The sequence below is a fragment of the Pseudomonas allii genome (assembly GCF_055380095.1).
This window is the reverse complement of the sequence record NZ_AP039450.1, coordinates 2,086,951-2,109,757: the sequence shown is the minus strand read 5'-3', so window position 1 is coordinate 2,109,757 and position 22,807 is coordinate 2,086,951. Positions and strand designations below refer to the sequence as shown.

The following is a 22,807-nucleotide window of genomic DNA, read 5'->3' as shown; positions in this document are numbered from 1 at the left end:
CGCTAATGCGCCGCTTGCAAACATAGCGCAAGCGGCAATCGACTCTACCAGTCGAGATGAAGGCTATACCCCGTCTTTCGATGAGGTGTACGTCGACTATAATAGCCGGCGCCCTGGCAAGCCCCGCCTTGCAGGTAATCAGATAGCGGCGGTGCGCACCTGCAACCACTCCAGCGCGGCACCATTGAGCAATGGGCTCAAACGCGTGCGCACCTCGGCGTGGTAAGCGTTGAACCACTCACGCTCGTCTGCCGTGAGCAACGATGGCTCCAGGCAGCGCGTGTCGATCGGGCATAACGTCAGGGTTTCGAACTTGAGAAACTCACCGAACTCGGTCTTGCCCGCTTCACGGTTCAACACCAGGTTCTCGATACGCACGCCCCAACGGCCCGGACGGTAAGTCCCCGGTTCAATGGAGGTGATCATCCCCGGTTGCATCGCTGTTTGCGGAGCCGTGGCAGCCTGATAGGCAATCACTTGCGGACCTTCATGCACATTGAGGAAATAACCTACACCGTGGCCAGTACCGTGACCGTAGTCCACGCTTTCCGCCCAGATCGGCGCGCGGGCAATCGCATCCAGCAGAGGCGACAGGATCCCTTTCGGAAAGTGGGCACGGGACAAGGCAATAACGCCCTTGAGCACCCGGGTACAGTCACGCTTCTGCTCGTCACTCGGCGTGCCGATCGGCACCATCCGCGTAATGTCCGTCGTGCCGCCCAGGTATTGGCCACCCGAATCGATCAGCAGCAGGCCATCGCCTTCGATCAATGCGTGTTCTTCTTCAGTGGCGTGGTAATGCGGCATCGCGCCATTGGCGTTGTAGGCCGCAATGGTGTTGAAACTCAACGACACATAACCAGGGCGGCGGGTGCGCGCAGCGGTCAGGTGTTCGTCGATGGTCAACTCGGTGATACGTTCACGGCCCAGCGCGCTGTCCAGCCAGGCGAAGAATTCACACAGCGCTGCGCCATCCTGTTCCATGGCTTGGCGGATATGTTCCGCGTCGGCCAGGCTCTTGCGGGACTTGGCCAATGTGGTCGGGTTGAGGCCTTCGACCAGCTTGACGCCGGCATCGAGATTCTCCAGCAAACCCGCGGTAACGCGCGCCGGGTCGACCTGCAAACTGGCGCCCGCCGGCACCGCGCGCAATGCATCCGCCACCTCGCTGTAGTCGCGCAGGGTCACGCCATCCTGCTCCAGCACAGCCCGCAACTCGGCGTCGACTTTGCTCAGCGCCACAAACAGCGTGGCCTGTTGTTGATTGATCAACGCGAAGGACACAAACACCGGGTTGAACGAAACGTCACCACCACGCAGGTTGAACAGCCAGGCAATGTCATCCAGGGTCGCGATGAAATGCCAGTCGGCGCCCTTCTCTTGCAAGGCAGCACGCAGCGAAGCGAGTTTTTCAGTACGGCTGACAGTCGCCTGCGGTGGCAGGTGTTGATAGATCGGCTGGTTCGGCAATGCCGGACGGTCTTGCCAGACTTCATCGAGCAGGTCGATATCGGTACGCAAGCTCGCGCCGCGCTCCGCCAGCTTACCGCCCAGGGTACGCGCCGAAGCCACGGCCATGACCGCACCATCCACCGCCACCACGCCACCTTCCGGCGTTTGTTCGGCCAACCACTCCAGCGGGCCGGGTTGGCCCGGCTGCAGCTTCACCAATTCGATGCCACTGCCCTTGAGTTCCTTGGTCGCCTGTTCCCAGTAACGGCTATCGGCCCACACACCGGCGAAATCCGCAGTGACAATCAGCGTTCCCACGGAGCCATGAAACCCCGACAGCCATTGCCGCCCCTGCCAGTAACCCGGCAAATACTCGGACAAGTGCGGGTCGGCCGACGGCACCAGCAGGGCGTGAATGCCCTCGCGGCTCATCAGTTCACGGGTATGCGCCAGGCGCTGGGGAACCGTTCCATGGGTCAAGGGCTGCGTACTCATTGTGTCTCCTGCTAACCACGAATAATTATTATGTGTTGCGATAGATGAATCAGACCGCCCAGAACGCCGGTGCACTGGCGAGGGCCGCCTTGATCAGTTGTACCGCCTGGTCGATATCCTGCTCGGTGGTAAACCGGCCGAGGCTCAAGCGGATGGTGCGGCTGGCGCTGCGTGCATCATGGCCCAGGGCGAGCAGCACATGGGACGGTGCATTGCTCGCCGAATTGCAGGCCGAGGTCGCAGAAAACGCGATCCCCGCACTCAACGCAGCGGCGTTGAATTCGCCTTCACTGAACGTGAGGCTCAGGGTATGTGGAATACGCTGTGTAGCGCTGCCATTGAGGCGCACACCAGCCACCGAATCCAACTGGTCAAGCAGGCGCTGGCGCAGAGCCACGATCACCGCCTTTTCTTCAGCGAAAGACGCCGCCGCCAAGGCGAACGCGGTGCCCATGCCGGCAATCTGATGGGTCGCCAGGGTACCGGAACGCAAGCCACCTTCGTGGCCGCCGCCGTGAATCTGCGCCAGGACTTTCTGCTGTGCCCGAGGCCCGACATACAAAGCACCGATACCTTTGGGGCCATACAGTTTGTGCGCGGAAAACGACATCAGATCCACAGGCCACTGTGCCAGGTCGATCGCCACCTTGCCCGCCCCTTGCGCCGCATCCACATGTAACAACGCGCCGTGTTCACGCACGCGGGCACCGATGGCGGGGATATCGTTGAGGGTGCCCAGCTCGTTGTTCACCAGCATCAACGACACCAGGAAGGTGTCTTCACGCAAGGCTTCGCTGACGGCCTCGGCGCTGATCAAGCCATCGGCGTCCGGCACCAGGTAGGTCACGGCCACGCCGGCTTCCTGCAATTGTCGCGCGGTATCCAGGGTGGCCTTGTGTTCGATCTGGCTGGTAATGATATGCCCACCCGCCACGCCCCGCGCCTGGGCCACGCCTTTGATCGCAAGGTTGTTGGATTCGGTGGCGCCGGAGGTCCAGACGATTTGGTCCGGGTTGGCCCCGACCAGCTCGGCCACCTGGCGACGCGCCTGTTCGACCGTTTGCCGGGCCGCCTGGCCGAACGCATGGGAACTGGACGCGGGGTTACCGAAATTGGCGTTGAAGCCCAGACACTCGACCATCACCTGGATGACCCGTTCATCCACGGGGGTGGTGGCGGCGTAGTCGAAATACAACGGACGTTTATTCATGACGTTAGAAACTCGCAGAGCAGGTTCCCGAGAGCAGCGTCTCAGGGGCACGGACCGGGACAGAGGTCGTCAGGTTTAACCGATCACATGCCATTAAAGAAGGACCACTTTATGCAAATGTGCGTAGGAACGCTCCTGAAATTCAGCTTAACAGGCTGAAGTCGCCCGATGGAAAACAAAAAGCCCGAGGATCCTTGTGGATAACCTCGGGCTTTTTGCCGCTGGGCGCGGGTTCAACTGGGGCGACCATGCAGGGTCACGCTGCGTTCGGCGTTCATTTCGCCTTGGAGATCAAAGCCGAAGGGTTTCTGCGGCTGGCCGGTCAGCGCGGCGCGCTGCTGTTGGTATTCGTCAAACGACAAACCACGACGGCTCAATGCTTCCAGGGCCAACTGTTTGGTTTCTTCCGCAGTGTAGGGACGCAATTCAGGCGAAGGATGGGTCGCACATCCGGCAAGGACTGAGCTGACAATCAATAAGGAAACAACGAGGAATCGGTTCATGGCGGTGGCCCTGCAAAGGAGGTTTCGAGTCAATGAACACAGGCTACTCCCGCCCTTTCACGGTGAAAAATCACCTGCCTTGATAGTTGCTATCAACCGCCAAGGCACCTTCGATAGCAGTGCCTTTTATATTTCTTTATGATCTATAAATATGGAAATACGTTCATTTACGGAATAAATACAACCCTCTATAACGGGTCCTACATCGCCCTGGCACTGTTGCCCACGCAACTGTTGCCCTGGCAACAGCCAATCAACAAATCACCAGGCAGCCAACACCGGCATTTTTCAGCAGTGAGCCTGCAACCCACGTTAATCAAGGCCTGCACCCGTTGGTACAGCTCTTGCTCAAGCGGTTGCACTCCACCTGCTATGAACCACTGTTGAAAAAGGAACTGTTCATGACCCGTCCCCTGAATGTCGTTGCCCTCTCCGGCGGAACCTGGCGCCCGTCCCGTACCCTGGTGTTGACCCAGGCGGTGCTGGCTGAGTTGGCAACCTTGCTGCCGATCCAGGCCACCTTGATCGAGCTGGGGGATATCGCCCGGCCGCTGGGCGGTGCGCTGTCCCGTGATGAACTGCCGGCAGAAGTCGAAGCGCAGCTGTTGGCCATCGAACAGGCCGACCTGCTGATCGTCGCCGCGCCGGTCTATCGCGGCTCCTACCCGGGCCTGCTCAAGCACCTGTTCGATCTGGTCGGCCTCAATGCATTGATCAATACCCCCGTGCTTCTGGCGGCAACCGGCGGCAGTGAACGCCACGCACTGGTCCTCGACCACCAGCTGCGTCCGCTGTTCAGCTTCTTCCAGGCACTGACCCTGCCGATCGGTGTGTACGCCACCGAAGCCGACTTCACCGACTACCAGATAACCAGCGAATTGCTGAAAGCCCGTATTCAACTGGCGGCAGAACGCGCAGCGCCTTTGTTCGCCGCGCACTCCCCCTCTCTGCTGAAAATCGCTTAAGGATTGGTCATGGATGTTTTCTGGTTTCTGCCCACACACGGCGACGGTCACTACCTGGGCACCACCCAAGGTGCACGGCCGGTCACCCTCAATTATCTGAAACAAGTCGCCCAGGCGGCTGACAGCCTGGGCTACCACGGCGTGCTGATTCCTACCGGACGCTCGTGCGAAGACTCCTGGGTCATCGCCTCAGCGCTGGTGCCGCTGACCGAACGCCTGCGTTACCTGGTGGCAATTCGCCCGGGCATCATTTCGCCGACTGTCTCGGCGCGCATGGCGGCGACCCTCGATCGCCTGTCCAATGGCCGCCTGCTGATCAACGTGGTGACCGGCGGCGACCCCGACGAAAACCGTGGCGACGGTAGCTTTCTCGACCACGCCGAACGCTACGAAGTCTCCGACGAATTCCTACGCATCTGGCGTCGCGTGTTGCAGGGCGAATCGGTAGATTTCGAAGGCAAACACCTGCGCGTGCAGAACGCCAAGGCCCTTTACCCGCCGGTGCAGAAGCCTTACCCGCCGCTGTACTTCGGTGGATCCTCCGACGCCGCCCACGACCTCGCCGCCGAGCAGGTGGACGTATACCTGACCTGGGGCGAACCTCCCGCCGCCGTTGCGGAAAAACTCGCGGATGTACGTGAGCGCGCCGCACGCCACGGGCGCACCGTGAAGTTCGGCATCCGCCTGCATGTGATCGTGCGCGAGACCGAAGAAGACGCCTGGAAAGCCGCGGACACGTTGATCGAGCACATCAGCGACGAAACCATCGCGGCCGCGCAAAAATCCTTTTCGCGCTTTGATTCCGAAGGCCAGCGCCGCATGGCCGCCCTGCACGACGGGCGCCGTGACAACCTGGAAATCGCCCCCAACCTGTGGGCCGGCGTCGGCCTGGTGCGTGGCGGGGCCGGTACCGCGCTGGTGGGCAACCCGCAACAAGTGGCCGAACGCATCAAGGAATACGCGGACCTGGGGATCGAGAGTTTCATTTTCTCCGGCTACCCGCACCTGGAAGAAGCCTATCGCTTCGCCGAGCTGGTGTTCCCGTTGCTGCCGGAACCCTACGCCAGCCTTGCCGGGCACGGCATCACCAACCTCACGGGACCGTTTGGCGAAATGATTGCCAACGATGTGTTGCCGACCAGAGCTTGAGATCAATGAAGTCCGCCTTGGGTGGGAGGGGCTGCTTCGCAGCCCAACGCAGGACAAGCCTGCTCACCACAGCAAGCCCCCTCCCACATTTAACCTTCATTGCCAAACAGACATTGAGGAACACCGTGTGACCGCCAAACCCCGCAGCGTCCTGCCGTCCCCCTTGCAGACCGCCAGACTGCTGGCCGCCGAATTCGCCCTCACCGCCGTCGAACGCGACGAACGCGGTGGCACGCCCAAGGCCGAACGCGACGCCCTGCGCCAGAGCGGCCTGCTGGCCCTGAGCATTCCCACCCAATACGGTGGCCTCGGCGCACGCTGGAGCGACACCCTGGGTATCGTGCGCGAATTCGCCAAAGTCGACAGTTCCATCGCCCATGTCTTCGGCTTTCACCACCTGATGCTCGCCACCGTGCGCCTGTTTTCGCGCCCGGACCAATGGCAACCCTGGTTCGAACAGACCGCGCGCAAAAACTGGTTCTGGGGCAACGCTCTCAACCCGCTGGACACACGCACCGTGGTCAAGGATTTCGGCGGCTGGCGCGAGTTCTCCGGCAAAAAGAGCTTCTGCTCCGGCGCCAGCGACTCGGAAATGCTGATCGCCTCGGCGGTGGACGAAACCGCCGGTGGCAAACTGCTGATCGCCGCGATCCCCAGCGGGCGCAGCGGCATCACGTTGCACAACGATTGGAACAATATCGGCCAGCGCCAGACCGACAGCGGCAGCGCCAGCTTCGAACGAGTGCGCGTCGAGGAGTCGGAACTGCTGCTCGACCCAGGCCCGCTGAGCACGCCCTTCGCCTGCCTGCGCCCGTTGATTGCCCAACTGACTTTCACGCACATGTTTCTCGGCATTGCCGAAGGCGCCTTCGAGGAAGCGCGCAATTACACCCTCACCGAAACCCGCGCGTGGCATAAATCCTCAGCCGAAGACGTGCGCCAGGACCCTTACGTACTGCATCACTATGGCGAATTCTGGGTCGCCCTGGAAGGCGTACGCCTGCTGGTGGAGCGCGCTGCCGACCTGCTCGACCAAGCCTGGACCAAGGGTCCGAACCTCAGCGAACCCGAACGCGGCCAACTGGCGATTGCCATCGCCACCGCCAAAGTCGCCGCTACCCGCCAGGGCCTGGACCTGTGCAGCCGCCTGTTCGAAGTCACTGGTGCGCGCTCCACCCATGCGTCGCTGCGCCTGGACCGTCACTGGCGCAACCTGCGCACGCAAACCCTGCACGACCCGGTGGACTACAAGCTCCACGAACTGGGGGACTGGGCGTTGAACCAATCCCTGCCGACTCCGACGTTCTATTCCTAAGAGAGGTGCCCATGCAGCTTTTGACCCTACCGCCCTCGCCCGCCCTCGCGACGTCGATCCGTGCCACGGCCCAGGTCTTTGAAGACCCGAAATCCCAGGCACTGCTCGACCACATCCAGCAAGTGGCGCCCAGCGAAGCCAGCGTGCTGATCATCGGCGAGACCGGGACCGGTAAAGAGCTGGTGGCACGCCATATTCATAACCTCAGCGCACGGCGCAACCGGCCGTTCGTGGCAGTCAACTGCGGGGCGTTCTCCGAGTCCCTGGTGGAGGCCGAACTGTTCGGCCATGAGAAAGGCGCCTTTACCGGTGCCCTCAGCGCCAAGGCCGGATGGTTCGAGGAGGCCGACGGCGGCACCTTGTTCCTTGATGAGATCGGCGATTTGCCGATGGCGATCCAGGTCAAGCTACTGCGCGTCCTGCAGGAACGCGAAGTCGTACGCCTGGGTTCGCGCAAGAGTATTCCGATTGATGTGCGTGTATTGGCCGCGACCAACGTGCAGCTGGAAAAGGCCATCAACGCCGGACACTTCCGCGAAGACCTCTACTACCGCCTCGACGTGGTTAGCCTGGAACTCAGCCCACTGCGCGAGCGCCCCGGCGATATCCTGCCGCTGACCCGGCACTTTATCGAAGCCTACAGCCAGCGCCTGGGTTACGGCCCGATCACCATCAGCCGCGAGGCCGAGCACAAGCTTAAAAGCTACAGTTGGCCGGGCAACATCCGCGAGCTGGAAAACGTGATCCATCACACCCTGTTGATCTGCCGTAACGGCGTGATCGAGCGCGACGATCTGCGCCTGTCGAACATGCGCATCGAGCGTCAGGACGACAGCCAGCACGGCACCGACAACAGCGCCGACGCGTTGCTGGCGCGGGCCTTCCAGAAGCTGTTCGAAGAACAGGCCGGCGCCCTGCATGAAAAAGTCGAAGATGCCCTGCTGCGCGCCGCCTACCGTTTCAGCCATTACAACCAGGTGCACACCGCCAACCTGCTGGGCCTGAGCCGCAACGTCACCCGTACGCGCCTGATCAAGATCGGCGAGCTGGCGGTGAACAAACGCCGGCCCGGAGAAAACGTGCAAGGCGAGCGCATGTTGCACCTATCCATTTAGGCGGCAGTGCAACGCGTTGTCGTGGCTGCGCTCGAAACTGCGCAGCACCTGGAACGAACCGAAGGTCACGGCCGTGGCCTGATGAGCGCGAATCAATGTCCAGAAATCTTCCTCGCCATGCTCAAAACACTGGAAGGCCGCCTCGCCGTCTTCACGCGAGTGCCATTGCAGGTAATTGAGCACCCGCCGTCCGTCATCGCTGACCTGCACACTGGCATTGATAAAGCCGCCATGGCCTTGGGCCAGGCGTTCGCTTTGGGTGGTCAACGCCGCCACCAGGGCAGATTGCTGCCGGGGCTCGATCTGAAACTCGATCAATTGAGTGAAGCCGCGATTCTTCTCTGATACCTGCATGAACACTCCCCTTTCTCTGTAGGCAGAATCTTGCGATTCGATGCCACGCAGGGTAAAACCTCGAGTTAAGTCAAGGTCAAGCGCTTATCTGGAGTTTTTATGCTCAATAAGGAACTCACCGTCGGCCAACTGGCCACGCGCAGTGGCGTAGCGGTCACCGCGCTGCACTTCTACGAGACCAAGGGGCTGATCAAGAGCAATCGCAATGCCGGTAACCAGCGGCGTTACCCACGGGACGTGCTGCGGCGCGTGGTGGTGATCAAGATCGCCCAGCGCCTGGGCATTCCGCTGGCAACGATTGGCGAAGCCTTGCAGACATTGCCGGAGGGGCGCACGCCCAACGCCCAGGATTGGGAGCGTCTGTCGGCGCTGTGGCGGCAAGACCTGGATGAGCGCATCAACAAGCTGATGTTGCTGCGCGACAAGCTCAATGGCTGTATTGGTTGTGGGTGTTTATCGCTGGAAGCGTGCCCGTTGCGTAATCAGGATGATCAACTGGGTGAGCGTGGGCCGGGGGCGCAATTGTTAGAACCGACACCCCATGCATGACCGGCGAACCCGACACCTCGTCGGCGACCCACAGGCCACGCGATACGTGGCCTATAGTGAAAAGGCCGTCCCTCCACAACCACAATCAAGGAGAACGATATGAGTGTTAAACCTGTTCCAGAGGGCTTCCACAACATCACGCCCTACCTGGGCGTCGAAAAAGCCGCCGAAGCCATCGAGTTCTACAAGAAAGCCTTCAATGCCACGCAAGTCATGCGCCTGGACATGCCCGGCGGCAAAGTTGGCCACGCCGAACTGCGCATCGGCGATTCACCGATCATGCTCGGTTCACCCTGCGATGAAAGCGCGTTCGGCAGCCCACGCGATGGGCACACCAGCGTCGGTATACATCTGTACGTAATTGACGTCGACGCCCAGTACAAACAAGCCATCGCCGCTGGGGGGACTGCGATTTCCGAACCAAAGGACCAGTTTTACGGCGACCGCTCCGGCACGCTGAAGGATCCATTCGGCCATGTGTGGTTCCTGGCCACCCACAAGGAAGACCTGACCGAAGCACAGATCCGCGAACGCGCCGAGGCCATGTTCAAACAGGGCTAACCCTTTGCAGGAGCGAGCCCGGCCGCTCCTGCATCACACTTCATGAACACCCCCTCCACGTTTTTGCCCTTGCCCCGAACACGGCGTGATTACAGGATGCAAGCAATTACAAAGAGGAGTCACTCCATGTTCGCCGGTTTCCATAAAGACCAGTGCCACGTCAACGGCGTGGACATCAGCTACCGCAAGGGCGGTACAGGTCCCGGTCTGCTCCTGTTGCACGGGCATCCGCAAACCCACGTCATCTGGCACAAAATCGCCGAGCAACTGGCTGAACACTTCACCGTGGTGGCCGCCGACCTGCGCGGCTATGGCGACAGTAGCAAGCCGCCGGCCAATGACCACCACACGAACTACTCGAAACGCGAAATGGCCCGGGACGGCGTCGAGCTGATGCAGGCGCTGGGCTTCGGCACGTTCTCGCTGCTGGCCCACGACCGTGGCGCGCGCGTGGCCCACCGCCTGGCGCTGGACCACCCGGCCGCCGTACAACGCATGGTGCTGCTGGACATCGCCCCGACCCTGTCGATGTACGCGCAGACCGACGAAGCCTTCGCCCGCGCCTACTGGCACTGGTTCTTCCTGATCCGTCCGGCACCGTTGCCGGAAGCCTTGATCGAAAGCAACCCGGAACTGTACCTGCGCAGCGTGATGGGCAGTCGCAGCGCCGGGCTCAAGCCGTTCACCGACGAGGCCTTCGCCGAATACCTGCGTTGCCTGAAACTGCCGGGCGCCGCTACCGGCATCTGCGAGGACTACCGGGCTGCCGCCGGCATCGACCTGGAGCACGACCAGGCAGACATCGACGCCGGCAATCACCTGAACCTGCCGTTGCTGGTGATGTGGGGCGCCGAAGGCACCGTCGGACGCTGTTTCGAGCCGCTCAAGGAGTGGCAGAAAGTCGCCACCGACGTGCGCGGCAAGGCCCTGCCGGCCGGCCACTACATCGCCGAAGAAGCGCCTGAATTGTTGCTGGGCGAGGTCCTGTCCTTCCTTCGCTGAGCAGCGCTGTAACCCCGTGACCTGATCCACCCGCCTCGCAGGCTGCCAACGGCCTGCGACGGGTTCGCTTTGCCCAAAACAACGTCTCGAGATAATAACAATGACAATCAGAAAACTGCTGGGAACCCTGTATATCCAGGTGCTGATCGCTATCGCATTGGGCGTGTTGATCGGCCATCAATGGCCGCAGATCGGCGTCGACCTCAAGCCCCTTGGCGACGGTTTTATCAAGCTGATCAAGATGATCATCGGCCCGATCATCTTCTGCACGGTGGTGTCCGGCATCACCAGCATGCACGACGTGAAACAGGTGGGCCGGGTCGGCGGCAAGGCACTGCTGTACTTTGAGATAGTCTCGACCATCGCCCTGCTGATCGGCATGCTCGCCGCGCACCTGCTGCATCCGGGCGTGGGCTTCAATATCGATGTGAAGACCCTCGACAGTTCGGCCATCGCCAGTTTCGTCGGCCAGGCTGAACATGGCGAAGGCATCACCGGGTTCCTGTTGCACGTGATCCCCGCAACCTTCTTTGATGCGTTCTCCAAGGGTGAAATCCTGCCGGTGCTGTTCGTCTCCGTGCTGTTTGGCGTGGGCCTGGTGATGGTCGGTGAAAAAGGTCGGCCGCTGGTGGCTGTGGTCAACCAGGCCAGCGAAGTGTTCTTCCGCATCGTCGGCATCATCAGTCGGGTTGCACCGATCGGGGCCTTCGGTGCCATCGCGTTCACCATCGGTAAATACGGAGTGGGTTCGTTGCTGCCGCTGCTCAAGCTGGTGGGCACCTTCTATATCACCGCGTTTTTCTTTGTCGCGGTGGTGCTGGGCAGCATTGCCCGCTACGCCGGGTTCAGCATTTTCAAGTTGATGGGCTACATCAAGTCGGAACTGTTGATCGTGCTAGGCACCAGTTCGTCGGAATCGGCGTTGCCGCAGTTGATCCAGAAACTCGAAAGCCTGGGTGCGTCCAAGGGCGTGGTGGGCATCGTGGTGCCGACCGGCTACACCTTCAACCTCGACGGCACCAACATCTATATGACCTTGGCGGTGCTGTTCCTGGCCCAGGCCACCAACATCGATCTGCCGCTGGAGCAGCAGTTGACCTTGCTGGCGGTGGCCATGCTCACGTCCAAGGGTGCGGGCGCGGTGGTTGGCGCAGGGTTTGTGGCACTGGCCGCCAGCCTGGCGGTGGTGCCGACGGTGCCGGTGGCGGCGATGGTGCTGATCCTCGGCATCGACCGCTTCATGGCCGAATGCCGGTCGCTGACCAATATCATCGGCAATGCCGTGGCTGCGCTGGTGGTTGCCGCCTGGGAAGGTGAACTGGACCGCGAAAAAATGGCGCCCATCGCACTCAAGCGCGGCCGCCATGCTCGGGCGGCGGCTCAAGCCAAGGTCGCCGCCGAATAATCGACAACACCTGAGCGTGCCGGAAGGCGCGCCCAACCGGTGCTATTCTGGCGGCTCATGCCGCCAGCCCTGTTTGTGATGACTAACAAGAAAGATACCGTGCCCCTACCCGAAGACCTGCGGGTGTTCCTGACCGTGATCCGCAAGGCCGGCTTCGCCGCGGCCGCCGATGAGCTGGGCTTGTCGCCGGCGTATGTCAGCAAGCGCATCCAGATCCTCGAAACCACCCTGGCCACCCGCCTGTTGCATCGCACCAGTCGGCGCATCGCCCTGACCGAAGACGGTGAACGGGTGCAGCGCTGGGCGGTGCGCATCCTCGAAGACTTCCAGCATCTCTGCGACGAACTCTCCGACGCCCATGACAGCCCGCGTGGCCACCTGCATTTGTGCAGCAGCTTCGGCTTCGGTCGCAACCATGTGGCACCGGCCCTGTCGTTACTGGCAGAACAGTACCCGGACCTGGAGATCCGCCTGGACCTGTTCGACCGCGTGGTGGATATCGTCAGCGAAGGCTTCGACCTGGAGATCCGCGTGGGCGACGACATCCCCGGCCAGCACATCGGCCGCCGCCTGGTGAGCAACCGCCGCGTACTGTGCGCCGCCCCGGCTTATCTGGAGCGACGCGGCACACCGCAACAGTTGAGCGACCTGGAGCAGCACGACTGCCTGGTGCTCAAGGAGCGTGATAACGCGTTTGGCATCTGGAACCTGGAGCGCGACGGCACCCAGGAAAGCGTGCGCGTGCGTGGGCCGCTGTCGTCGAACAATGGCGAGATTGTGTTGCAGTGGGCATTGGATGGGCGCGGGGTGCTGCTGCGCTCTATGTGGGATGTGAAGCCGCTGCTGGAGCAAGGCAAGCTCGTGCAGATACTGCACGGTTATACCCAGAGCGCCAACGTGTGGGCGGTGTACCCGACACGGTTGGCGTATTCCGGAAAGCTGCGGGCCTGTGTGGAGTTTTTGCAGGAGCACTTCAAGGGATTGTCGATCTAGGCGGTATGATCCGGATAAAAATGTGGGAGGGGCGGTGCGACGGTTCGACTTGCCCCCGATGGCGATGGGTCAGTCAACTTTTGAGTGACTGACACTCTGCAATCGGGGGCAAGCCCCCTCCCACATTTGGATTCAAGTGGGTCAGTTGAGCCAGGGGTTGGCTTGCAGATGCCGGCGTTCGAAGGCCTTGATCTCGTCACTGCGTTGCAAGGTGCTGCCGATGGCATCCAGGCCCAGCAACAACGCAGTCTTGCGCAGGGTATCGATCTGGAACGGGATCACCTGGCCATCCGCCAAATGGATCTGCTGGGCTTCAAGGTCGACACTGATCTGCGCCTGGTCCGCCTGGCTGACGGTCTTGCCCAGTTGCTGCAACACCGCCTCGTCCAAGGTGATCAACAACACCCCGTTGCGTAGGCAATTGTCATAGAAAATCCCGGCAAAGCTGCTGCCGATCAATGCGCGGATGCCCATCTGCTTCAAGCCCCATACCGCGTGCTCCCGGCTGGAACCGCAGCCGAAGTTCGGCCCGACCATCATGAAACTCGCGCCCTGCCAGGCCGGCTGGTTCAGCACGAACTCGGGGTTGGGCTCGCCGGACGCCAAGAAGCGCAGGTCGAAGAACAGCCCGCGGTCCAGGCCGCTGCGGTCGATGCCCTTGAGAAACTGTTTGGGCATGATCACGTCGGTATCGATGTTGGCCGCCAGCATCGGCGCGGCCTTGCCGGTGACCAGGGTGAAGGGTTGCAGGCTCATGGGCGCGCTCCAAAGTGGCGGATATCAGTGAGGCGGCCGGTAATGGCAGCGGCGGCGACCATCGCCGGGCTCATCAGGTGGGTGCGGGCGCCCGCGCCCTGGCGGCCTTCGAAGTTGCGGTTGGTGCTGGACGCGCAGCGGTCGCCGGGGGCGAGCACGTCGTCGTTCATCGCCAGGCACATCGAGCAACCCGACTGGCGCCATTCAAAGCCGGCATCGATAAAGATCGCCGCCAGGCCTTCGGCTTCAGCCTGGTCACGCACCTCGGTGGAGCCCGGCACGATCATCGCCCGCACGTGTTCGGCCACGCGCTTACCGCGCACGACACTGGCGGCGTCGCGCAGGTCTTCGATGCGGGCGTTGGTGCAGGAGCCGATGAAGGCATGGCTGATGACGATCTCGCTCAGCGGCATACCAGCCTCCAGGCCCATGTAGTCGAGGGCGCGGCGCATGTCCTGGCGCAGGATCAGGTCGCTGACGTCCTGCGGGTCGGGCACGCGGGCGCCGATGGGCGCGGCCTGGTCGGGGCTGGTGCCCCAGGTGACCATGGGTTCCAGGGTGCTGGCGTCGAGGTGCACTTCCTGGTCGAACACCGCATCGGCGTCCGAATGCAGTTGGCGCCAGCCCACCAGCGCCTGGTCCCACAGCGCGCCTTTCGGCGCGCGCGGCTTGCCCTTGAGGTAGGCGAAGACTTTTTCGTCCGGCGCCATGAACGCACCCCGCGCGCCCGCCTCCACCGCCATGTTGCAGATGGTCATGCGTGCCTCGACGCTCAGCGCATCGATGGTGGAACCACGAAACTCAATGGCATAGCCGGTGGCACCGGAGGCGCCGATCTTGCCGATCAGCGCCATGATCACATCCTTGGACGTCAGGCCGGGTGCCAGATCGCCCTCAACCGTGACCCGCAGGGTCTTCAGGCGCTTGTAGACCAACGTCTGCGACGCCAGCAGGTGTTCGATCTCCGAGGTGCCGATGCCAAAGCCGAAGGCACCGAGGGCACCGTAGGTGGTGGTGTGGCTGTCACCGGCGGCGATCACCATGCCCGGCAGGATAAAGCCCTGCTCCGGGGCGATCACATGTTCGATGCCCTGGCGCTTGTCGAGGATGTCCAGCAGCTCGATGCCGAAGTCCCGGCAGTTCTCCGCCAGATAGGACACTTGCCGCGACCCGCCTGCGTCAGCCATCGCCGCGATGCGCTTGGGCGTGGTGGGGTTCACATGGTCGACCACAGCCAGCGCCGTGCCTGGGCGCCACACGTTGCGCCCGGCCTCGCGCAAGCCGCTGAAGGCCTGGGGGCTGGTGTATTCGTTGATCACCTGGCGGTCGATATAAAGCAGCACATGGCCCTGGTCATCCAGGGGGCACACCGTGTGGGAATCGATGTGTTTGTCGTAGAGGGTTCGGGCAGTCATTTTTCTGGACTCACTTTTGTAGGCGCTCGCTCAACGGTATGCGCCCATCCTACGCAGCCGCCCCGCCCCATCAATGGCGCCTGGGTGATGGCTTGGAACATGTTTCGTGTTCGATCGAGGCAATAAAACGCTATGAATGTGAACCTGAAACATTTTCTTTCATATCCGCCTTAGGGATTTCTCATTCTCATCCGTCTTAACTTAGATACAGCCTGTCGCGTCAGCAAAAGCTACGACTGGCCTTTTCCGGGCCTGCATTGCCCCTCTCCGATCAAGACCCTCATTCACATGTCGAAGAAGTCACGCTCCAAACTCTGGTTTCTCGTACATAGCTGGCTGGCATTGCCTATCTGGTTCTTTGTACTGATCGTCTGCGTCACCGGCACCCTGGCGGTGGTCAGCCAGGAGATCGTCTGGCTGGCCAACCCGGATATCCGCGCGAGCAAGCCCTCGGACGATGCCGAACCGCTGAGTTACGACCAGGTGATCGCCGCCATCAAGCGCGATGAACCCAAGGTATATGTGCAGTCGATCAGCCGGCCCGACGAGTCGCACTTTGCCTTGAGCGTCGACCTCAGCTACCCCGACGGACGTTCGGTGGAGGTCTACGTCAACCCGTACACCGGGGCGATCCAGGGCATCAGCCCGTCCTTCAACTTCCAGCAATTCACTCGCGCCCTGCATGGCTGGTGGCTGGTGCCGTTCACCAACGGCTACAGCTGGGGCTGGTACCTGGTGTCGGCACTCGGCATCCCGCTGCTGGCGTCGCTGGTCACCGGGCTTGTGGTGTACAAACGCTTCTGGAAGGGCTTCCTCCGTCCGACCCTGCGTATCCGCCACGGCGCGCGGATTTTCTGGGGTGACTTCCACCGCTTGAGCGGTATCTGGTCGATCTGGTTCATTGCGGTGATCTCGGTCACCGGCATCTGGTTCCTGATCCGCGCGATTTTGGGCGACAACCAGATTTCGATTTCCACCGAACCGGTCATCCCGGTGATTGCCCGGGAGAAGGTGCCGATGTCCGCGCCTGGCGTGCCGGCCCCCATGATTCCGGTGGACGAAGCGATCAAGATCGCCACCCAGCGCATTCCTGGCCTGGAGGCGAGTTTCATCAGCCTGCCGCTGAATGCCTACAGCCACCTGCTGATCGGCGGGCGCGGCTGGTACCCGTTGATGTTCCAGACCGCGCAGATCAACCCCTATGACGGCGAAGTCGCTGCGGCGCACCTGCTGTCCGACCGCTCGAAGCTGGAGTTCGTCACCGAATCCATGCGCCCGCTGCACACCGGCGATTTCGGCGGGATCTGGATCAAGCTGATCTGGGCCTTCTTCGGCCTGATCATGAGCATGATGGTGTTGAGCGGCCTGCTGATCTGGACCAAGCGCACCGCCCTGGCCACCCTCAATGCCTTCAAGCGTGAAGCCAAGGCTCAACACAAACCGGCTTCCCCCCCCGCCCGGCAGGCGCAAACCTCGGAGGCCAACTCATGAGCAAGGTCGCTGCGGCAAAACCATCGCCACTGCGGGCGTTCTGGCTGAAATGGCGTTTCCATATCAATGTGCTGCTTTTGCTGGTGCCACTGGGCTTCATGCCCAAGTACTTTGCCGATGCGGCACTGTTTCGCGGCGACACCGGCATCGGTGAACGAGTGGCTGGCGATGTGCAGGTCGGCCCCTGGAGCCTGAAGCTTGCCGAGTTTCGCAATGAAGGCCCGCGCCCCAACCCGGCCGGCCCGATGAAGTTCTTCAACGCAGCCCTGTGCGACAGCTGTACCGACCAGGTCAAGGCCACCTACCTGCGTATCGGCAAGCCGCGCAGCCTGCGGGCTGCCGGGGTGATCTTCTTCGGCACGCCGTACCGCATGGGCGCCGGCCTGCCGATCCCGGAACGTACGCCCGTCGACGCCGAACTGTGGGTGACCATGGAAGGCTGGGACGGCAGCATGCACCAGGGTTCCATCCCGTTGAGCCAGGCCTCGCCTGCCACGATTGCCTGGCTGAACAAGCAAGGAGTTAAACCATGACTTTGATGCGATTGACCCGCGCCTGTGGCGTCCTGTTGATAGGTGCCGGCTTCAGCACCGTCGCCCTCGCACACAACCCGATGTGCGAGTGCAAGGAAATCCCCGGCGAGCAGATCCAGTGCAAAGGCGGCTTCTCCGACGGCAGTGGTGCACCCGGCGTGACCCTGGACGTGATCGGCTATGACGAAACCATCCTGGTGCCCGGCAAACTCGGCCAGGACTCGACCCTGACCTTCAAGAAACCGTCCGCCGAGTTCTACGTGCTGTTTGATGCCGGTCCCGGCCATGTGGTGGAAATCGACCAAGCGGATATCCAGCCGCAATGAGTACCACACAGGTTGTACGCCCCGCCGGTGCCGGTCACGAAACCCTCTACGTGCTGCTGTTGTGCCTGATCATCCTCGCGGTGGCCGGCTCGGTGGTCGCGCTGCACGGTGAATCCCAGGAGGTGGCGGCAATACCGAGCCACCAATTGGACGCCCGCCGCGACCTGAGCGCCGCCGAGCAAGGCATTTATGCCGACCTGCGGGTGACCCTGGATGAGATCCAACTGCTGCAGCAGGAGCAAAGCGCGCTGCCCAGCCCGGCGCAACTGGCCGAAGAAGGCTTCGCGCCGTTTGCCCAGGATGCCAGTTCGGTCAGCCGTGGCGATCACCGCTGGCAGTTGCTGGAGCCCTCGGCCTACCTGGGTTTGAGCCAGGCGCCGGCGACCAGCGGTTCGCTGCTGATGCGCGTGCACGGTGCCGAGCCAGACATCTGGCTCAATCGCCAGGCCAACCTCGCCGCTCCCTCCGACCTCTCTGACCAGGCGCTGATCGCAGCCGGCTGGCAGCAGGTGGTTGCGCAATTCGATGCCGGCGTCACCCGCCAACACCGTCACTGAACGAGAAGACCGATTGCCCATGTCTATTTCATCGCCCCTGTTGCGCCTGTTGCTGGTTGGCCTGTTCAGCCTGATGCTCGCCCCTCTGGCCAATGCCGAGGCCGCCAAACGCCTGCGAATCGGCATCACCCTGCACCCTTATTACAGCTACGTGGCCAATATTGTCGGCGACAAGGCCGAGGTGGTGCCGCTGATTCCGGCCGGCTTCAACCCGCATGCCTACGAGCCACGCGCCGAAGACATCAAGCGCATCGGCACCCTGGACGTGATCGTGCTCAACGGCGTCGGCCATGACGACTTCGCCGACCGCATGATCGCTACCAGCGAGCGCCCGGACATTCCGGTGATCGAAGCCAATGCCAATGTGCCTTTGCTGGCCGCCACCGGCAACGCCGCACGCGGCGCGGGCAAGGTGGTCAACCCGCATACCTTCCTGTCGATCAGCGCATCGATTGCCCAGGTCAACAACATCGCCCGCGAACTGGGCAAGCTCGACCCGGACAACGCCAAGACCTACACCCAGAACGCCCGCGCCTACGGCAAGCGCCTGCGCCAGATGCGCGCCGATGCCCTGGCCAAGTTGACCAGCGCGCCCAACCCGGACCTGCGCGTGGCCACCGTGCACGCGGCCTACGACTACCTGTTGCGCGAGTTCGGCCTGGAAGTCACCGCCGTGGTCGAACCAGCCCACGGCATCGAGCCCAGCCCCAGCCAGTTGAAGAAAACCATCGACGAACTGCGCGCCCTGGACGTGAAGGTGATCTTCTCGGAGATGGACTTCCCCTCCACCTACGTCGACACCATCCAGCGTGAGTCCGGGGTCAAGTTGTACCCGCTGTCGCATATTTCCTACGGCGAATACAGCGCCGAGAAATACGAAGTGGAGATGACCGGCAACCTCAACACCGTGGTCCGGGCGATCCAGGAGTCCGGGGCATGACGGCGGCGCAACAGCTGAAGGCGGTCAGCGTCGGCCCGACGCTCGAGTTCGACAAGGTATCGCTGACCCTGGGTCGCACCGTGATCCTCGATACCGTGAGTTTCCAGGTACAGCCGGGCAGCATCCATGCGCTGGTCGGCCCCAACGGCGGCGGTAAAAGCTCGCTGATCAAGACCCTGCTCGGGCAAACGCCTCATCAGGGTCGGCTGAGCCTGCATTGGCCGGCCGCGCCCGGCACCATCGGCTATGTGCCCCAGGCCCTGGAGTTCGACCGGGGCTTGCCGATGACCGTGGATGATTTCATGGCCGCCATGTGCCAACGGCGCCCGGCGTTCCTGGGTTTGTCCAAGCATTACGCCGGTGCGATCGGGGATGCGCTGGAGCGCGTCGGCATGCAGGACAAACGCAAGCGACGCATGGGCGCGCTGTCCGGCGGTGAACGCCAGCGTGTTCTGCTGGCCCAGGGGCTGATCCCGGCGCCGCACCTGCTGGTGTTGGATGAGCCGATGTCGGCCCTCGACGAAGCCGGTATCCAGGTGTTCGAACGCCTGCTGAATGACTGGCGCCTGGCCGGGATCACCGTGCTGTGGATCGAGCATGACCTGGAAGCCGTGGGCCGCCTGGCCGACCGCGTCACCGGCCTGAACCGCCGCGTGCTGTTCGACGCCACGCCCAAGGAGGCGTTGACCCCGGAGCGCCTGCTGACCCTGTTCTCCACCCACCCGCGGAGCCCGGCACAATGAGTTATGAAGCCTTTCGCTTGATGGTCCAGGGCTGGGCCTCTTCAGGTTATCTGCCGGAGGCGCTGGCCTACGGTTTTGTGGTCAACGCCCTGCTCGCCGGTTTGCTGATCGGGCCGGTACTGGGCGGCCTGGGCACACTGGTGGTGGTCAAGCGCTTCGCGTTTTTCTCCGAAGCCGTCGGCCACGCCGCGTTGACCGGCGTGGCGGTCGGGATTCTGCTCGGTGAACCCTACACCGGGCCGTATGGCGCGCTGTTCGGCTACTGCCTGCTGTTCGGCATCCTGCTCAACTACCTGCGCAACCGTACGGGCCTGGCGCCGGATACCTTGATCGGGGTGTTCCTGTCGGTGTCCCTGGCATTGGGGGCGAGCCTGTTGCTGATCCTGGCCGGCAAGATCAACGTGCACATCCTCGAGAACGTGCTGTTTGGTTCGGTATTGACGGTCAACGGCAACGACCTGCTGGTGCTGGCGGTTGTCGGTTCGCTGGTGATGGCCCTGGCGCTGCCGCTTTACAACCGCATCATGCTGGCCAGTTTCAACCCGCAGTTGGCCGCTGTGCGCGGCGTTGCCGTGAAAACCCTGGACTACCTGTTCGTGATCCTGGTGACGCTGATCACCGTCGCGGCGGTCAAGGTCATCGGCGCAATCCTCGTGGGGGCGCTGCTGGTGATTCCGGCGGCGGCGGCGCGCCTGTTGAGCCAGTCGCTCAAGGGCTTCTTCTGGGTCTCGGTGGCGATTGCCACGGTCAGCACCCTGTGCGGGATCCTGCTGCCGATCATCTTCGACCTGCCCGTGCCGTCCGGTGCCGCCATCATCCTGGTCGCCGGTATCGCCTTCGCCCTGGCCGCCATCGCGCGCGGCACAGTGCCCAGCCTCAAAGGGAATCTTGGATAATGCGTCCTGTACTTCGCCCATTGGCTCTGGCCATCACGTGTTTCATCAGCACTTCGGCCCTGGCCGTCGACGGGGTAGAGCCCAAGCCTCTCAAGATCCATCAGGGATTGGGCCACGCCGCACTGAGCAAGGCCACGTCGGTAAAACCGGTGACGGTCATCGCCTCGCTGCCTATCACGTATGGCCTGGCCGAGGTGCTGCTCAAAGGCACCGCTGTGCAGCTTGAACGCGCCGCCCCGGCCAACTTGCCGGGTTCACGCCAGGTGTCCTACTTCACCGGGCGTGGCGCGCCGGCCCTGAGCAAGTTGGCGCTGGACGCCGACGCCGCCATCGGCCTGCGCTCACTGTGGGCCGATGACCCGCTGTACCCGGTGGCGCGACGCAGCAATATCCGTATCGTCGAAGTCGACGCCGCCCGCCCGGTAGATGGTGGCTTGCCCGGCATCGCCGTACAGCCGGGCGTTGCCGATGGCCTGAACAGCCAGCCGTGGCAGTCGAGCAACAATATGGGGCGCATGGCCGATGTACTGGCAGCCGATCTAAGCCGCCTGGCCCCGGATGCCAAGCCGAAAATCGACGCCAACCTTGCCGCCCTCAAGCAGCGCCTGCTCAAACTCACCGCCGACAGCGAAGCGCGCCTGGCCAAGGCGGACAACCTGAGCGTGGTCAGCCTGAGTGATCACTTTGCTTATCTGATTAGCAGTTTGAACCTGGAAGCGCTCAGCACCGATGCACGGCCAGATGCCGACTGGACGCCCGAGGCGTTACAGAAACTCACGGCCGAGCTGAAGGACAACGATGTGGCGGTGGTGCTGCATCATCGCCAGCCGAGTGAGGCGGTGACGGTAGCGGTGACATCAGCGGGCGCCAAGCTGCTGGTGCTGAATGTGGACGGTGCGGAACCGGTGACGGAGCTGGAGACCAACACAGATCAGCTTATAGACGTGCTCACACGGCCCTAGCTGACTGGCTGAACCCTTGTGGCGAGCGGGCTTCCCCCGCGTTGGGCTGCGAAGCAGCCCCATAAAGATCACCGCAGCGCATCAGGTAACCTGCAGCGACAGGTTTTGGGGCTGCTACGCAGCCCAACGCGGGGCAAGCCCGCTCGCCACAACAAGCTCGCTCACCACAGGAAACTGGCTCAATCACCCCTTTCACAGCACATCCACGCCAACATGAATCGCATCATGCCGCCAGAACTCCAGGTCGCAGTCGATCAACCGCTGGTGCTGGTCATAATTGACCCGGGCGATACGCAAGCCCGGGCTGCCCACCGACACGCGCAACGCTGCGGCGGCCTCCACCGGCAGTGACGTCGGCACGATCTCGAAACGCACCCGCCCGTAGTGCAGGTCGTACTTGCGCGCATACAACTCGGTCATCGACTGATTCAGGTCACACCCCAGGATCCCCGGAAAATACTGCGGGTTCAGGTAGTGCTCCACATACAACACCAGTCGCCCATCGATGCGCCGCCCCCGGCAGATCTGGATCACGCTCGACAGTGCCGGCAACTGCAACCACGCACACACCGCCGCCGACGCCGGTTGCAACCGCGCGGAGATGACCTCGGTGGAAGCCACCCGCCCCTGGTCGCTGACCATCGCGTGGAAGTGACTGCGTTGCATCAGGTTGTAGGCCAGCCGTGGCGGCGAGACAAACCAGCCGCGCCGCTCCTCGCGATAAATCTGCCCCTGGGCTTCCAGTTGTAACAAGGCTTCCCGCACCGTAATCCGGGTGGTACCGAACAACTCGCTGAGCTTGCGCTCGGCGGGCAGTTTGCTGGCAGGCGGCAACAGGCCGTGGTCGATCTGCTCTTGCAGCGCCAGGCCGATGGATGTCACCGCCTTGATTGCCTCATCACGCATCAACGTTACCTATCTGGACTAGACCAGCACCGACAAGGTGCACAAACCGCTGCGTAAATGGGCTTGCACGGTTGAGTGCCAGCCTAGGTAGTACAGATGACCGACAGATGACAGCCCGTGTGCAGTCGTCGCAGCACACCCTGCAATACATCGGCCAAGTCCAATCCCTGCGGGCGCTTGAGCATGGTCTACGCTCACTCTGCGACAAGCGACA

At 62.4% G+C, this 22,807-nt stretch carries 24 protein-coding genes; 17 read left to right on the top strand and 7 right to left on the bottom strand.

Going from position 1 to position 22,807, the window contains the following annotated elements; all coding sequences use genetic code 11:
- Positions 1–138: 138 nt before the first annotated feature.
- From ACZ445_RS09690 to ACZ445_RS09680, 3 genes are all read right to left on the bottom strand, one after another.
- The gene (locus ACZ445_RS09690; protein WP_464708235.1) at positions 139–1,947 is read right to left on the bottom strand and encodes an aminopeptidase P family protein; all 1,809 of its coding nucleotides are present in this window, start codon (positions 1,945–1,947) and stop codon (positions 139–141) included.
- Between the two features lie 49 nt (positions 1,948–1,996).
- On the bottom strand, positions 1,997–3,157 hold the full coding sequence (locus ACZ445_RS09685) for a cysteine desulfurase family protein (protein WP_058426924.1): 1,161 nt from the start codon (positions 3,155–3,157) through the stop codon (positions 1,997–1,999).
- A 233-nt stretch (positions 3,158–3,390) separates the two neighbouring features.
- Positions 3,391–3,660, bottom strand: coding sequence for a hypothetical protein (locus ACZ445_RS09680; protein ID WP_058426925.1), 270 nt, complete (start codon positions 3,658–3,660; stop codon positions 3,391–3,393).
- Between the two features lie 401 nt (positions 3,661–4,061).
- Between ACZ445_RS09680 and msuE the strand changes: the two genes are divergently transcribed.
- The 4 genes from msuE (at position 4,062) to ACZ445_RS09660 (ending at position 8,204) form a co-directional block, all read left to right on the top strand.
- Positions 4,062–4,625 (top strand): FMN reductase, encoded by a 564-nt coding sequence (msuE, locus tag ACZ445_RS09675; RefSeq protein WP_058426944.1) that lies wholly within the window; start codon positions 4,062–4,064, stop codon positions 4,623–4,625.
- A 9-nt stretch (positions 4,626–4,634) separates the two neighbouring features.
- Complete coding sequence (gene ssuD, locus ACZ445_RS09670) at positions 4,635–5,774, top strand: FMNH2-dependent alkanesulfonate monooxygenase (protein ID WP_058426926.1); 1,140 nt, start codon at positions 4,635–4,637, stop codon at positions 5,772–5,774.
- A 127-nt stretch (positions 5,775–5,901) separates the two neighbouring features.
- Positions 5,902–7,089, top strand: a complete 1,188-nt coding sequence (locus ACZ445_RS09665) for an acyl-CoA dehydrogenase family protein (RefSeq protein ID WP_464708234.1) — start codon at positions 5,902–5,904, stop codon at positions 7,087–7,089.
- Between the two features lie 11 nt (positions 7,090–7,100).
- Positions 7,101–8,204 (top strand): sigma-54 interaction domain-containing protein, encoded by a 1,104-nt coding sequence (locus ACZ445_RS09660; RefSeq protein ID WP_058426928.1) that lies wholly within the window; start codon positions 7,101–7,103, stop codon positions 8,202–8,204.
- Here ACZ445_RS09660 and ACZ445_RS09655 read toward each other — a convergent pair.
- A complete protein-coding gene (locus tag ACZ445_RS09655) occupies positions 8,193–8,558 on the bottom strand; it encodes an antibiotic biosynthesis monooxygenase (RefSeq protein ID WP_058426929.1) in 366 nt (121 codons plus the stop codon). The genes ACZ445_RS09660 and ACZ445_RS09655 overlap by 12 nt on opposite strands.
- A 99-nt stretch (positions 8,559–8,657) precedes the next feature.
- Here ACZ445_RS09655 and soxR point away from each other — a divergent pair, with 99 nt between their 5' ends.
- The 5 genes from soxR (at position 8,658) to ACZ445_RS09630 (ending at position 13,068) form a co-directional block, all read left to right on the top strand.
- Positions 8,658–9,107 carry a redox-sensitive transcriptional activator SoxR gene (gene soxR / locus ACZ445_RS09650; protein ID WP_058426930.1) on the top strand — a complete coding sequence of 150 codons (450 nt, stop codon included), beginning with the start codon at positions 8,658–8,660 and terminating at the stop codon, positions 9,105–9,107.
- Positions 9,108–9,206: 99 nt separating this feature from the next.
- The gene (locus ACZ445_RS09645; RefSeq protein ID WP_058426931.1) at positions 9,207–9,668 is read left to right on the top strand and encodes a VOC family protein; all 462 of its coding nucleotides are present in this window, start codon (positions 9,207–9,209) and stop codon (positions 9,666–9,668) included.
- Between the two features lie 126 nt (positions 9,669–9,794).
- Positions 9,795–10,670 carry an alpha/beta fold hydrolase gene (locus tag ACZ445_RS09640; protein ID WP_464708233.1) on the top strand — a complete coding sequence of 292 codons (876 nt, stop codon included), beginning with the start codon at positions 9,795–9,797 and terminating at the stop codon, positions 10,668–10,670.
- Between the two features lie 100 nt (positions 10,671–10,770).
- Positions 10,771–12,075 carry a dicarboxylate/amino acid:cation symporter gene (locus tag ACZ445_RS09635; RefSeq protein WP_058426933.1) on the top strand — a complete coding sequence of 435 codons (1,305 nt, stop codon included), beginning with the start codon at positions 10,771–10,773 and terminating at the stop codon, positions 12,073–12,075.
- A 78-nt stretch (positions 12,076–12,153) separates the two neighbouring features.
- Complete coding sequence (locus ACZ445_RS09630; protein ID WP_205347691.1) at positions 12,154–13,068, top strand: LysR substrate-binding domain-containing protein; 915 nt, start codon at positions 12,154–12,156, stop codon at positions 13,066–13,068.
- 141 nt (positions 13,069–13,209) lie between these two features.
- Here the strand turns inward: ACZ445_RS09630 and leuD are convergent, their stop codons facing one another.
- Entirely contained in the window at positions 13,210–13,824 is a 615-nt protein-coding gene (gene leuD / locus ACZ445_RS09625) for a 3-isopropylmalate dehydratase small subunit (protein WP_058426935.1), read from the bottom strand.
- Positions 13,821–15,239, bottom strand: coding sequence for a 3-isopropylmalate dehydratase large subunit (gene leuC / locus ACZ445_RS09620; protein WP_058426936.1), 1,419 nt, complete (start codon positions 15,237–15,239; stop codon positions 13,821–13,823). The genes leuD and leuC overlap by 4 nt, the downstream gene beginning before the upstream one ends.
- Positions 15,240–15,527: 288 nt before the next feature.
- On the opposite strand from leuC, the gene ACZ445_RS09615 reads away from it, so the two are divergent.
- From ACZ445_RS09615 to ACZ445_RS09580, 8 genes are read left to right on the top strand one after another with little or no spacing between them, the layout of a single operon-like run.
- Complete coding sequence (locus tag ACZ445_RS09615) at positions 15,528–16,730, top strand: PepSY-associated TM helix domain-containing protein (protein WP_058426937.1); 1,203 nt, start codon at positions 15,528–15,530, stop codon at positions 16,728–16,730.
- Positions 16,727–17,263 (top strand): hypothetical protein, encoded by a 537-nt coding sequence (locus ACZ445_RS09610; protein WP_058426938.1) that lies wholly within the window; start codon positions 16,727–16,729, stop codon positions 17,261–17,263. Before ACZ445_RS09615 ends, ACZ445_RS09610 begins: the two co-directional genes overlap by 4 nt.
- Positions 17,260–17,589, top strand: a complete 330-nt coding sequence (locus tag ACZ445_RS09605; protein WP_058426939.1) for a hypothetical protein — start codon at positions 17,260–17,262, stop codon at positions 17,587–17,589. The genes ACZ445_RS09610 and ACZ445_RS09605 overlap by 4 nt, the downstream gene beginning before the upstream one ends.
- Positions 17,586–18,146 carry a DUF6162 family protein gene (locus tag ACZ445_RS09600; protein WP_058426940.1) on the top strand — a complete coding sequence of 187 codons (561 nt, stop codon included), beginning with the start codon at positions 17,586–17,588 and terminating at the stop codon, positions 18,144–18,146. Before ACZ445_RS09605 ends, ACZ445_RS09600 begins: the two co-directional genes overlap by 4 nt.
- 19 nt (positions 18,147–18,165) lie before the next feature.
- Positions 18,166–19,086 carry a metal ABC transporter substrate-binding protein gene (locus ACZ445_RS09595; protein WP_058426941.1) on the top strand — a complete coding sequence of 307 codons (921 nt, stop codon included), beginning with the start codon at positions 18,166–18,168 and terminating at the stop codon, positions 19,084–19,086.
- Positions 19,083–19,829: a metal ABC transporter ATP-binding protein gene (locus ACZ445_RS09590; RefSeq protein WP_058426942.1), complete on the top strand. Its 747-nt coding sequence runs from the start codon at positions 19,083–19,085 to the stop codon at positions 19,827–19,829. Before ACZ445_RS09595 ends, ACZ445_RS09590 begins: the two co-directional genes overlap by 4 nt.
- A complete protein-coding gene (locus ACZ445_RS09585; protein ID WP_010211603.1) occupies positions 19,826–20,725 on the top strand; it encodes a metal ABC transporter permease in 900 nt (299 codons plus the stop codon). Before ACZ445_RS09590 ends, ACZ445_RS09585 begins: the two co-directional genes overlap by 4 nt.
- Positions 20,725–21,687, top strand: coding sequence for a metal ABC transporter substrate-binding protein (locus tag ACZ445_RS09580; protein ID WP_058426943.1), 963 nt, complete (start codon positions 20,725–20,727; stop codon positions 21,685–21,687). Before ACZ445_RS09585 ends, ACZ445_RS09580 begins: the two co-directional genes overlap by 1 nt.
- A gap of 192 nt (positions 21,688–21,879) precedes the next feature.
- Here ACZ445_RS09580 and ACZ445_RS09575 read toward each other — a convergent pair whose 3' ends face one another.
- Positions 21,880–22,593 (bottom strand): UTRA domain-containing protein, encoded by a 714-nt coding sequence (locus ACZ445_RS09575; RefSeq protein ID WP_058427295.1) that lies wholly within the window; start codon positions 22,591–22,593, stop codon positions 21,880–21,882.
- Positions 22,594–22,807 lie beyond the last annotated feature (214 nt).

Bases quoted from the DNA above. Each gene is read 5' to 3' on its own strand.
- ACZ445_RS09590 (WP_058426942.1), top strand. From the start codon at position 19,083: ATGACGGCGGCGCAACAGCTGAAGGCGGTCAGCGTCGGCCCGACGCTC.
- ACZ445_RS09615 (WP_058426937.1), top strand. From the start codon at position 15,528: ATGTCGAAGAAGTCACGCTCCAAACTCTGGTTTCTCGTACATAGCTGG.
- ACZ445_RS09690 (WP_464708235.1), bottom strand. From the start codon at position 1,947: ATGAGTACGCAGCCCTTGACCCATGGAACGGTTCCCCAGCGCCTGGCG.
- ACZ445_RS09655 (WP_058426929.1), bottom strand. From the start codon at position 8,558: ATGCAGGTATCAGAGAAGAATCGCGGCTTCACTCAATTGATCGAGTTT.
- ACZ445_RS09680 (WP_058426925.1), bottom strand. From the start codon at position 3,660: ATGAACCGATTCCTCGTTGTTTCCTTATTGATTGTCAGCTCAGTCCTT.
- soxR (WP_058426930.1), top strand. From the start codon at position 8,658: ATGCTCAATAAGGAACTCACCGTCGGCCAACTGGCCACGCGCAGTGGC.
- ssuD (WP_058426926.1), top strand. From the start codon at position 4,635: ATGGATGTTTTCTGGTTTCTGCCCACACACGGCGACGGTCACTACCTG.
- ACZ445_RS09580 (WP_058426943.1), top strand. From the start codon at position 20,725: ATGCGTCCTGTACTTCGCCCATTGGCTCTGGCCATCACGTGTTTCATC.
- ACZ445_RS09645 (WP_058426931.1), top strand. From the start codon at position 9,207: ATGAGTGTTAAACCTGTTCCAGAGGGCTTCCACAACATCACGCCCTAC.
- ACZ445_RS09605 (WP_058426939.1), top strand. From the start codon at position 17,260: ATGACTTTGATGCGATTGACCCGCGCCTGTGGCGTCCTGTTGATAGGT.
- ACZ445_RS09575 (WP_058427295.1), bottom strand. From the start codon at position 22,593: ATGCGTGATGAGGCAATCAAGGCGGTGACATCCATCGGCCTGGCGCTG.
- ACZ445_RS09610 (WP_058426938.1), top strand. From the start codon at position 16,727: ATGAGCAAGGTCGCTGCGGCAAAACCATCGCCACTGCGGGCGTTCTGG.
- leuC (WP_058426936.1), bottom strand. From the start codon at position 15,239: ATGACTGCCCGAACCCTCTACGACAAACACATCGATTCCCACACGGTG.
- msuE (WP_058426944.1), top strand. From the start codon at position 4,062: ATGACCCGTCCCCTGAATGTCGTTGCCCTCTCCGGCGGAACCTGGCGC.
- ACZ445_RS09585 (WP_010211603.1), top strand. From the start codon at position 19,826: ATGAGTTATGAAGCCTTTCGCTTGATGGTCCAGGGCTGGGCCTCTTCA.
- ACZ445_RS09595 (WP_058426941.1), top strand. From the start codon at position 18,166: ATGTCTATTTCATCGCCCCTGTTGCGCCTGTTGCTGGTTGGCCTGTTC.
- ACZ445_RS09660 (WP_058426928.1), top strand. From the start codon at position 7,101: ATGCAGCTTTTGACCCTACCGCCCTCGCCCGCCCTCGCGACGTCGATC.
- ACZ445_RS09685 (WP_058426924.1), bottom strand. From the start codon at position 3,157: ATGAATAAACGTCCGTTGTATTTCGACTACGCCGCCACCACCCCCGTG.
- ACZ445_RS09600 (WP_058426940.1), top strand. From the start codon at position 17,586: ATGAGTACCACACAGGTTGTACGCCCCGCCGGTGCCGGTCACGAAACC.
- ACZ445_RS09635 (WP_058426933.1), top strand. From the start codon at position 10,771: ATGACAATCAGAAAACTGCTGGGAACCCTGTATATCCAGGTGCTGATC.
- ACZ445_RS09640 (WP_464708233.1), top strand. From the start codon at position 9,795: ATGTTCGCCGGTTTCCATAAAGACCAGTGCCACGTCAACGGCGTGGAC.
- leuD (WP_058426935.1), bottom strand. From the start codon at position 13,824: ATGAGCCTGCAACCCTTCACCCTGGTCACCGGCAAGGCCGCGCCGATG.
- ACZ445_RS09630 (WP_205347691.1), top strand. From the start codon at position 12,154: ATGACTAACAAGAAAGATACCGTGCCCCTACCCGAAGACCTGCGGGTG.